The sequence below is a fragment of the Gammaproteobacteria bacterium genome, assembly GCA_011375345.1.
Lineage (GTDB): Bacteria > Pseudomonadota > Gammaproteobacteria > DRLM01 > DRLM01 > DRLM01.
Genome location: DRLM01000014.1, coordinates 1 through 10,601, shown reverse-complemented (window position 1 = coordinate 10,601; position 10,601 = coordinate 1). Strand labels below are relative to the sequence as shown.

Annotated in this window: 7 protein-coding genes; 4 read left to right on the top strand and 3 right to left on the bottom strand. The window is 64.6% G+C overall.

All coding sequences use genetic code 11. The annotated features are described in order from the left end of the window. From ENJ19_01025 to sfsA, 3 genes are all read right to left on the bottom strand, one after another. Positions 1-2,463 (bottom strand): hypothetical protein (locus tag ENJ19_01025; protein HHM04310.1); only part of this gene is annotated, 2,463 nt, incomplete at its 3' end. A gap of 361 nt (positions 2,464-2,824) precedes the next feature. After that, positions 2,825-4,315, bottom strand: coding sequence for an exodeoxyribonuclease I (locus ENJ19_01020; protein HHM04309.1), 1,491 nt, complete (start codon positions 4,313-4,315; stop codon positions 2,825-2,827). A 228-nt stretch (positions 4,316-4,543) separates the two neighbouring features. Further along, a complete protein-coding gene (sfsA, locus tag ENJ19_01015) occupies positions 4,544-5,257 on the bottom strand; it encodes a DNA/RNA nuclease SfsA (protein ID HHM04308.1) in 714 nt (237 codons plus the stop codon). 113 nt (positions 5,258-5,370) lie between these two features. Between sfsA and ENJ19_01010 the strand changes: the two genes are divergently transcribed. The 4 genes from ENJ19_01010 to ENJ19_00995 all read left to right on the top strand — a co-directional run. Next, entirely contained in the window at positions 5,371-8,574 is a 3,204-nt protein-coding gene (locus ENJ19_01010; GenBank protein HHM04307.1) for a hypothetical protein, read from the top strand. A 254-nt stretch (positions 8,575-8,828) separates the two neighbouring features. Then, the gene (locus ENJ19_01005) at positions 8,829-9,404 is read left to right on the top strand and encodes a hypothetical protein (GenBank protein ID HHM04306.1); all 576 of its coding nucleotides are present in this window, start codon (positions 8,829-8,831) and stop codon (positions 9,402-9,404) included. Between the two features lie 113 nt (positions 9,405-9,517). After that, positions 9,518-9,985, top strand: a complete 468-nt coding sequence (locus ENJ19_01000) for a hypothetical protein (protein HHM04305.1) — start codon at positions 9,518-9,520, stop codon at positions 9,983-9,985. Next, positions 9,982-10,601: hypothetical protein (locus ENJ19_00995; GenBank protein HHM04304.1), on the top strand; the 620-nt coding region annotated here is incomplete at its 3' end. The genes ENJ19_01000 and ENJ19_00995, both read left to right, overlap by 4 nt.

Here is a 10,601-nt window from a genome sequence, read left to right as displayed (position 1 = left end):
GGCGTTGAAGGTGGTGCTTGTGGTGGTGAGCGTCTCGCCGCCTTCCAGTTGCAGCGTGCCATTGGCATCCACCGTCAGCACATGGGGCACGGTGAGGTTGTAGCCGTTCAGATCCAGCGTGCCCTGGGTAATGGTCAAGTCCTGCCCGGCGCCGTCCAGGGCGGTGGTGAAATCGGTCAGCAGTACTACTGTGCCCGACGCCTTGTAGATCGTGAAGGTGCCATCGGGAAGATCGCCGGTCACATTGATGGACTGGGTGCCGGTGCCGTACAGCGTCATCGCCGCTGTGCCCCCGACCCCGGTGTCGGTGGCGCTTAAGTCACCGGCGATGGCAATGGTGCCGGTGTCGATGTTGTTGACCCCGGTGAGGGTGAAGTTCCCGCCCACATTCATGGTGCCGGTGATGCTTAATGAGCGTCCCGCCATGTCCAGGATGACATGGTTGAGGGTGGTGGCGCCGTCGTTGAAGACTGGGGTGCCGGACTGCGAGATATCAAACACCACGGTGGTGCCATTGCTGGTGGCGTCCACGGTGCCACCGGTTCTCACCCAGCCGTAGTTGCCGTCCAGTTCAATCGTGCCGTACAGGGTAAGTGTGCCGGTGTTGTTGATCTCGATGCCGGGAATCGCCCCCCCGCAGCTTGGATCGGGCACGGTGTCGTAGCAGCGCAGGCTTTGGTTGACGCCGTCGAACAGCAGATGGCCCGTGCCGGCCACGCCGGTATCCAGGGTGATGACATCGCCGGCGACCCGGACGGTGCCGGTGTTGATGGTGTTCACCGCCGTGATCTTGAATGGGCCGTTCACGTCCAGCGTTCCGGTGACATTGAGCACGCCGCCACTCATGTCCAGCTCCACGCTGTTAAAAACCGTGGTGCTGTCGTTCACGGCGATGGTATTGGGGCCGGCGAAAACAACAGTGGCGCCCTGGCTCACCGTGTCCACTGCGCCGCCGGTATAGGTCCAGCCGGAGCTGCCGTGGATGCCGATGGTGTCGAACACGGTGAGGGTGCCCGTGTTGTTGATCTCCAGTCCGGGCAAGTCGCCCCGGCCGCCGGCCTTGTCGGCATACAGCTCCTGGTTGACGCCGTCGAAGAGGATCTTGCCGTCGCCTCTCACATCGCCGTCGGTGGTGACCACGTTGCCCGCCACCGCAATGGTGCCGGTGTTGATGCTGTTGACACTGGTGAGGGTGAGGTTGCCGTTGATATCCAGGGTGCCGGTGACGTCCACCACGCCGCCGCTCATGTTCAGCTCGACATTGTTGAATGTGGTGGTGCTGTCGTTCACCGTGATGGTGCCGGCGCTGGCGACAAGGAGTGTGGCACCCTGGCTCAGCATGTCCACTGCGCCACCGGTATAGGTCCAGCCGGAGCTGCCGTGGATGCCGATGGTGTCGAACACGGTGAGGGTGCCCGTGTTGTTGACTTCCACCCCGGGCAGGTCGCCCTGGCCGCCGGCCTTGTCGACATACAGTTCCTGGTTGGCGCCGTCGAAGAGGATCTTGCCGTCGCCCCTCACATCGCCGTCGGTGGTGACCACATTGCCCGCCACCGCAATGGTGCCGGTGTTGATGTTGTTAACGTTGGTGAGGGTGAGGTTGCCGTTGATATCCAGGGTGCCGGTGATGTTCAGATTACCGCCGGACATATCGAGCTGGACATGATTCATTGTCGCCGTGCCGGTGCTTACGGCGCGGGTGGCGTTGGAGTGGAACAGCACTGTGCCACTGTTGTGGCTGAAGCTGCCGGCGGCAATGGTGAAGTCACCCGCCAGGCGGGTGGTGGCAGAGGTGGCGGTGAAACTCCCCCCGCTGATGAGTAGCGCGCCGTTGATATCCACCGTGCCACTGCCGCCGTTGAAAGTGCCCAGGCTCTCCATGCCGGGTGCGGTGACATCGCCCCCCGGGGCGAAGCTGTGGCCGCCGGGCAGGTACAGCTCGGTGGCACTGCCGGAGACAGTGAGGGCACCGGCGCTGACCGAGTAGAGGATCTCCGAGTCAGAGTATGCCCCCCTGGCGGTGCTCATCAGGGCGTTGGTGAGCGAGCCGCTGTTGTCATGGCGGACGATGAGGTGGTCTTTGTACAGGTCAATATTGGCAAGGTTGCCGCCGGGGGATACGGTGACGGTGGTGGCGTCGTCGGTGGCGCCGTCGTTGCCATCGATGTAGAGCACAATGGCATCCCCCACACCCACGCTGGCATTGATACTGTAGTTGCCCGAGGCATCGGTCACCGCCGTGCCCGCACTGCTCCCGTTCACCAGCAGGCGCACCGTCTTGCCGGCGCCGATGTTGGTGATTCCTTCGTCGGTGTAGGCGGTGCCGGCAATGGTGGCGGCCAGGGCGGCGGCGGTGGTGACGGCCCACAGCAGCGCGACGCCGGCCAGGCGGCGCAGGGTGTGCGCGCCCCGGCTCAGGCCGGGGGGGCGGAATGGGATATGGCCACGGTGTTGGAAGTCCATTTATGGGCGTGCCGCCTGCTGTGTTGGCGCTGCATCCATCGGGTGCGCGGGGACGCGCGGCATCCTCCCGGGCTGCGGCTGCAATCATTGTTTCGGCCGCAGCGCCGGTGTTTTTACGGCGGGAACGCGGATGGCAGCCGCCCTTTCCTTGTCTACTGGCCAATGGCCCGTGGGGCGGTCCCGTCTTGCTGGTGGATCCCGCTTTCCGCGAGCGCGCCCTGCCCCTTGATTGGGGCAAGCCCGTCCCCCTCTCCGGGTACTGCCTGCGGCGTGTATCCCCGGTGTTCGCCTCGCCCATCCACACGAATCATCTCATCGGCTGCGAGCAGTTGTGCGGGTGGGCGCGGGGCGCGACCGGCCGTCAACAAAGCCCGGCGCGATCGTCGTGCGCACTGGTGAGCAATGCGGGTCGGGGCGGAGACGGCAGCAGGAGGTCGCGGTAGGCTTCCAGTTGGTCCAGCAGGGCGGCATCCCGGGCGCTCAGGTCCGGGCGGGCGCGCAGGGCGGTCAGGCGGGCGTTGAAATTGTCCAGGGTGATGCTGGCGCCGGCGGCGGGGTCGGTGAGGCGGGTGCGGCGGTAGTCGTCCCAGCGGGCCCGCTCTGCCGCCGACAGGGTGTCGGGGTAGTTGCGGGCGCGGAAGCGGAACAGCATCTCAGGCAGACGCGGGTCCTCGAAGGCCGGTTCCAGCTTGCCCAGTTCCGCCGGCGGGGTCTGGCGCACCTGATCCATGCGGCGGCGGTCGGCGTCGCTGAAAAAGCCGCCGCCGTAGAGCATCAGATCGGGGTTGGTCTCCGGCTCAAACCGGCGCATCTGGTAGACCTGGCTCAAATTGGTGATGAAGGCTTTTGCCCCCTTGACGATCTCCAGGTGCTGGTGGCACAGGCCGAGATCGATCCGCCAGCGCCCGGCGGCCTGGGGCGTGAGGGTGCCCGCCGGCACCACCACCGGCGATTTGTTGAGGTGCACGGTTTTTACCGGCACCCGCTCCCGGCCCGCCGGCAGTTCGTCCTGGGGGGTGAACAGGCGTTCGTGGAGGGCTTTGGCGCTGAGGTCCAGAAAAGGCCGGGGATCCACCCTGAGGTCGTAGACCATGATCTCGTTTTTGTTCCGGGGATGCCGGGCCAGCGGCACCACCAGGGCGATGCAGCCCAGTTCCGCGGCGTACATGGCCGAGGCGTGCAGCACCGGCCGGTGGTGGCGCACGTTGAGCAGTGCCGCCACCCGCTGTTTGGTGCGGTGCTGGAAAACGTAATCGTAGAGCTTCGGTTGCCGGGTTTTGATCAGCCGTGCCAGGGCGAGGGTGGCGCGCACGTCCGCCAGGGCATCGTGGGCGGCTTCGTGGGCTATGCCGTTGGCCCGGGTGAGGTCTTCCAGGCGGAAGCTGGTGTGGCCGTCCTCCCGCCGGGGCCAGTGGATGCCCTCGGGCCGCAGGGCATGGGTCAGGCGCACCACGTCGATGAGATCCCAACGGGAATTGCCGTTTTGCCATTCGCGGGCGTAAGGGTCGAAGAAGTTGCGGTAAAGGCTGCTGCGGGTGACTTCGTCGTCGAAACGCAGGTTGTTGTAGCCCGCCACGCAGGTGCCGGGACGGGCAAATTCCTCATTGATGCGACCGATGAAGTCCACCTCCGGCAAGCCCTTTTCCCAGGCCAGCTGCGGCGTGATGCCGGTAACCAGGGTGGCCTCCGGCTGGGGCAGGAAATCGTCCGCCGGACGGCAGTAGAGCGTCAGCGGTTCGCCGATGATGTTGAGATCGGGGTCAGTGCGCAGCCCGGCGAACTGCGCCGGCCGGTCCCGCCGGGGGTCGGCGCCGAAGGTTTCGAAGTCGTACCAGTAAATGCTGTTCGTCATGCCGATGGGGCTCCGGCCCGTGGTGGAATGAAGCGGCTATCTTAACAGGATGTTGAAAAATCCCGTTTCTCAACATCCTGTTATTGACCCGACAAGTGAATAGTCCACCGGCCAAAGCCGGATTGATCGGCCATATGGCCGGTTGTCCCCTCTCCCAAGACCGGGACAGGCCAAAGGCATCAACATTGCCGGGTCAGTGTCGCGGTACAGGGATGCGGATGCGCCGAGTCAATAACCGCCTTCCAGCCAGACCGGCAGTGCCTCCGCCAGGCGCACTTCCCGGGGCGAGACCGCGGCCCGGTAGGCGATCACTTCCACCCCGGCGCGGGCGGCCGCGCGCAGGGTGGCGCCGTAGCGGGGGTCAATGTCATCGGCGGGCCGCACCGCATGGACATCGCCCCGCGCCACGCAAAAACACAGCACCGCCCGGTGGCCGGCCGTCACCGTGTGCATCAATTCCCGTAGATGCCTGGCGCCGCGGGCGCTGACGGCGTCGGGAAAAGCGGCGATGCCGCGTCCGGCCAGGGTCACGTTTTTCACCTCCACGTAGCAGCGCCGGCCGCCCCTCTCCAGCAGCAGATCCACGCGGCTGTTTTCCATACCGAAGCGCACCTCCCGGCGCAGGGTATCGTAGCCCTGCAACTCCGTCATGACGCCCGCCGCCACGGCCTCCGCCACCAGGGCATTGGCCCGCGCCGTGTTCACGCTCACCCAGGTGCCGGGGGCAATCTCGCTCAGTTCCCAGGAGTGGCGGTATTTGCGCCTGGGGTTGTCCGATTCGCTCAACAAAACCCCCATGCCCGGCTCGGCGCAGCCTGTCATGGCGCCGGTGTTGGCGGTATGGACGGTGAGGGTGGAGCCATCTTCCAGGCGCACGTCAGCGAGAAAACGCCGGTAGCGGCACAGCAGGGTGGCGGCCTGGAGCGGGGGGTGGAAAATCATAAAAAACCCCGGGAGCGGCGCTTGAAAAACGCCTCGCTTCGGGCGCACAGTGTAACAGAGCTTGAATCGCGGCCGTCCAGGGGGAAGACAGGGACGGGGCAGAGGGGGACGCGATGGGCGGGAGACCATTTGTGTCGGTCAAAACAACGCCACCGGCGGCGGCCGGCGTGCTGCGCCGGCACCATTTGTTTGCGCTGATTGACGGAACCGCAGGGGGCGGCACCTGCTGGTGCACGGCGCCCGCAGGCAGCGGCAAGACAACCTTCGCGGCAAGCTACGCCGCGGCTTATTCCGGCCCCTGCATGTGGCTGACGCTGGACGAGGGTGACGCCGACCCGGCCGGCTTGTTTCACTACCTGACACAGTCGCTGCAAGTGTTGCAGCGGCCGGGCAGTGTCGACCTGCCCCGCTTCACCCCCGACTGTTTCGCCGCCCTGGCGGAGTTTGCGCGCCGGTTTTTCCGCGCCCTGTACGGCGGCTTCGAGTGCCCGTGGCTGTGGGTGCTGGACAATTACCATGCCCTGCCCCGGCTGGGCGTGGTGCACGAGGTGCTGCGGGTGGCCCTGGAGGAGTTGCCCGGGACGGCCCGCGCGCTGGTGTTGAGCCGCGCCGCGCCGCCACCCCCTTTTGCGCGCCTGCGGCTGGGGGGCAGACTCCGCCTGGTCCCGCCGGAGGCGTTCGTTTTGTCCTTGTCCGAAACCACTGCCCTGGCCAGGTCCCGCCTGCAAAACGAGCTGCCGAAGCAGGCAATGGCGCAGGTGCATCGCAAAACCCAGGGATGGATGGCGGGCACGGTGGTGTTGCTCGAGCGGCTGAGGAGCGGCGACGGGGCACTTCCCGTGCAGCGGGACGGGGCGCCGGAGCTGTTGTTCGATTATTTCTATTACGAAGTGTGGCGCGGGCTGGCGCCGGCGACGCAGCAGTTTTTGATGCAGGTGGCATTGTTGCCCCAGGTCACCGTGGCCGCCGCCCGCGAGCTGACCGGCTGCCCGGACGCGGAAAAGATTTTGAACGGCCTGGCCGAACAGCACCAGTTTACGGCGCGCCACGGCACTGGACCGGTGCACTATCAGTTTCACGCCTTGTTTCGGGATTTTCTGCGGGCTCAGGGGCAACATGCATTGCCTGCCGGGGAGCGGCAGGCAATGCTCCGCCGGGCCGCCCGTTGGTGCATCGCGCACGAGCGCGAGGAAGACGCGCTGGCCTTGCTCCGCCAGGCGGAAGCCTGGCCGGAACTGACGGATTTTGTTTTGCAGCGCGCCGCGGCCCTGGTGGCGGGCGGGCGCAACCAAACCTTGCGCGCCTGGCTGCACAGCCTGCCGGAAGCGGTCCGCTCCGGCCACCCCTGGCTGCACTACTGGGCGGCCCTGGCGGGCTTGTTCTTTGACCCCGGTGCCAGCCGGGAGCAGTTCCGCCGTGCCGCGGCGCGCTTTGCCAAAGCCCGCGAGCCGGCGGGGGAAGCGCTGGCGGCGGCGGGCTTCATCGACGCCACGTTGTTCGGCATGCTGGGACCGAAATCCCTGGATCCCTGGATCGACCGGCTGGAGACCCTGCTGGACGAAGCGCCGCCCTTTCCCAGCCCCGATATGGGCGCACGGGCGCTCGCCACCTTCTTTCGGGCGCTGATGATCCGCCGCCCCGGGCACCGGCGTATCGGCCACTACGCCGCGAAGGTTCTGGCCCTGATGGAGGAGGCGGTGGCCGACGACAATCTGCGCCTGCTGGCGGTGCTGGACGTGGCGTTTTATTACCAGTTCGTCGGCGCTCTGGAGCAGGCCTTCACCGTGCTCGAGCAGGTATGCCGGCACAGCAGCACCACAGAGCCCTCCCCCATGGTGCTGATCACCCGCTGCCGCGCCGAAGCCTGGTTCGGCCTGCTCAGCCGCGATTTTGAGCGGGCCGAGAAGGCTATCAAAGCCGGTCTGACCGCGGGCCGGAAACATGGCGTGCCCGTCTGGGAGGCGCAGCTCCTGGCCACCGCGGCGGCGCTGGCCCAATATCGCGGCGACAGCGCTGAGGCCCGGCGCTGGCTGGACCGGCTGGGCGCCCTGCCGGAGCCGGTCCAGCGGGTCAACATCGCCTACAGTCACAGCACCGCCGCCTGGCATGCCCTCTGTATCGGTGATCTGTCCCTGGCCGGTCACCACAGCGCCATCGCCACCGGCATGGCGGATCAGCACGGCATGCCGTTTTTGCAGGCCCTGAGCGCCCTGGCAGCGGCGCAGATTCAGCGTGAGGGGCGCGACTTCGCCGCCGCCCGGGGCAGCCTGGAGCAGGCCGCAAGCATTGCCCGCGCCATGGCCAGCGATCTGCTCCATTACTCCTGCGCCCTGCAGCGCGCCGCCCTGGCCGCCAGCCAGGGGCAGGACAGCCTGCCCGCCTTGCGCCGCGCTTTGGCGCTGGGCCGCCGCCACGGCTACCGCTTTTATTACTGGTGGCGGGCCGAGGACATGGGCGCGCTGTGTATGACGGCGCTGGCTGCCGGAATCGAAACAGAGCACGTCCGCCGGCTTATCCGCGAACACCGTCTGCTCCCGCCCGCGCCGCCGCAGGACAGCGAGGCCTGGCCCTGGCCGGTGAAGATCCGCACCCTGGGGGCGTTCGAATTGATCCTGGACGACAAGCCGCGACAATCAGCAGGCAAGGCCCAGCGCCGCCCCCTGGAACTGCTCAAGGCCCTCATCGCCCTGGGCGGCCACAAAGTCTCGCAAGAGCGCTTGCTTGATGCCCTCTGGGGAGACAGCTCCGATGCCTACGGCGCCTTCACCACCACCTTGCAACGGCTGCGAAAACTGCTGGGCTGCAAAGAAGCGCTGGTCCTCAGCGACGGCAGCCTCAGCCTGGAGCCGCGCTGCTGCTGCGTGGACCTGTGGGTGTTTGAGCGCATCGCCGATGATCTGGAACGTTGCCTGATCAAGGAAGAACTGGAGCCGGCCTGGGAGGCGCTGGAACGCTTGCTGCGCCTCTACCGGGGTCCTTTTCTGGCCGAAGACAGCGAGCAGGCCTGGATGATAACGCCGCGGGAGCGCAGCCGCGCCCGCTTTCACCGCGCCGTGGCGGGGTTGGGCGATGCCCTGCTGCAAAACGGCGACCCGCGGCGGGCCGCCCTGTGCTTTGCCCGCGGCCAGGACATCGACCCCGCCGCGGAAGCCTTCTGCCGGGGCGCCATGAAGGCCTGCCACCGTCTGGGTGACGCCCCGGCTGTGGACGGCGCCTGGCAACGCTACGCCCGGACCCTGGGTGACGAAACCGGGCGCGAGCCGCCGATGTGGATAAGCGAACTCTATCGCCGCCTGCATCAGGGCCCGAAGTGCTGAATCACCCCGCCGGCGGGCGGTGCCCTGAGGCCGCGTTGTCTTTTCCCCTTCCGTGTTATCTATCTGTTACCTCCCCTGTGGTAGCGTTCCTGTTACCGCTCGCGGGATAGAGGGGTTCTCGTCCACCGGCAGCGCCGGTGAAGCGCAGAAGAAAACCCGCAGGCGGGCCAAAAAGCAGCGGCGCGCCGGCTCTGGTGAGGGGATGCGTCGCTCACGCCAGTGCACTTGTGAAAAAAGTAACAGGGAGACGGACAATGAAGAAACAATTCCGGGCAGCGATAATGCTGGCGGGCGCGCTCTGCGCCGGCCAGGCCTATGCTTTTGACGGCGAGCGCCGCGGTTTCGTGCTGGGCCTGGGTATCGGCCTGCACAGCACCGACATCGAAGATAACGGCGTGCCCTACAGCAACATCGCCCGCGACGAATCCCCCTCGGGCCTAATGACCAGCTTTCGCATCGGCGCCGGGCTGGGGAAACATTTCCTGCTCTATTACACCAACGACGTGGCCTGGTTTTCCGAAAAGGCGGAAGACAACCTCACCATCGCCGCCCTCACCGGCATTGGCGGTGCCTACTATTTCAAACCCCAACCCGGTGGTCCCTATCTGAACGCCGCCTTCGGTTGGGCGGGCCGCGTTGAACTGGCTGACAGCCTCACGGACAAGGACTACACCGGCACCGGTTTTTCCCTGGGCGTGGGTTATGAATTCAGGAAATGGCTGAGCGTGGAAGCGAGGTACGTGGATATGAGCCTGGAGCACGAAACCTTCGATGTCTTCACCAAGGACGTCTCGTCCTTGCAGCTGACCTTCCAGGCGACCTTTTACTGATTCATCAACAGCGGGCAGCGGTGGTTGCCTCTGCCAATATGGCGGTCACCAAGGCAACCACCGCTTGCCCCTGCATTTTGCGGTGACCACCATAGCAAAAGGGAGAATTCAGAATGAGTTTGAATCGCATGGTTGCCATTGCCCTGGTTGTGGCAGTTCTTTCTGGTTGCGCCAAAGTACTAGTGAAGGCCGACACTGATCCCAATGCTGATCTGTCGAAACTCACGAGCTTTTATGTGCGCAAAAGCGAGACAGACAAGCGCGACCTGGCAGAAAAAATAGCTGCCCAACTTAAAAAATACGGCTATCGCGTCGTATCCGCCGAGGCGGCACAGAATCGGCAGACTGCTGACGCCGTTGTTACCTATGTGGATCGCTGGGTGTGGGATATGACAACGTATATGTTGGAGCTCAATGTCCAGTTCCGTGACCCAGACACCGACTTTGTTTTTGCCAGCGGCACAAGCTATCGCACCTCGCTGGCGCGCAAGCCGCCTGAATATATGATTGAAGAAGTATTGTCGAAAATGCTGGGGCGGCCTTTTCCGTCCGACTCAGGTCACTCAGGGAACGGGGAATGAAGATGAAGAAAGCATTGATGGTATTGATGTGCGCTATTGCAGCAACAGGCTGCGCAGTGGGGAATAAGTACAACTATAGTGCCGGAGATCTCAATCTCCCGGTCAAAACAACAGCCACCAAAGGCTTAGTGTTGAAGGTGGAAGATCGCCGGCCTTATGTTGTCAATGGTGACAAGAAACCGCAATTTGTCGGAATACAGAGAGGTGGGCTTGGGGTTCCTTTTGACGTGACCACTGTGTCAGGGGAACCCCTGGTCAGCGATATGGCTACTTCGATCAAGAAGGGGCTGGAACAATCTGGGTATCACGTGACGGTCGTGCCTGACGCTTCTGACCTTTCCTCCCTATTGCTTGCGGTAAGGGACGGAGGCGCATTCCGCCTACTATGGCTCAAAGTGGATGAATGGAAGAGCGACATATATATGGACATTGGTCTTAGTTATGATCTCCTTCTGGAGGTCTACGATGCAACAGGCAAGAAACTGGCTGAAAGCAGAATCCATAGCAAAGACTCCGAGAGCGTTGGCGGGGCAAAATTGTTCGCAAGTCAGACTTCCGAGTATCTTGTGCAGGAGTTCGCCAAGCTTATCGGGTATCTCTTTAACAAAAAGTCCGT

Excerpts from the sequence above, each read along its gene's own strand:
- ENJ19_01020 (HHM04309.1), bottom strand. The coding sequence starts at position 4,315 with ATGACGAACAGCATTTACTGGTACGACTTCGAAACCTTCGGCGCCGAC.
- sfsA (HHM04308.1), bottom strand. The coding sequence starts at position 5,257 with ATGATTTTCCACCCCCCGCTCCAGGCCGCCACCCTGCTGTGCCGCTAC.
- ENJ19_01010 (HHM04307.1), top strand. The coding sequence starts at position 5,371 with ATGGGCGGGAGACCATTTGTGTCGGTCAAAACAACGCCACCGGCGGCG.
- ENJ19_01005 (HHM04306.1), top strand. The coding sequence starts at position 8,829 with ATGAAGAAACAATTCCGGGCAGCGATAATGCTGGCGGGCGCGCTCTGC.
- ENJ19_01000 (HHM04305.1), top strand. The coding sequence starts at position 9,518 with ATGAGTTTGAATCGCATGGTTGCCATTGCCCTGGTTGTGGCAGTTCTT.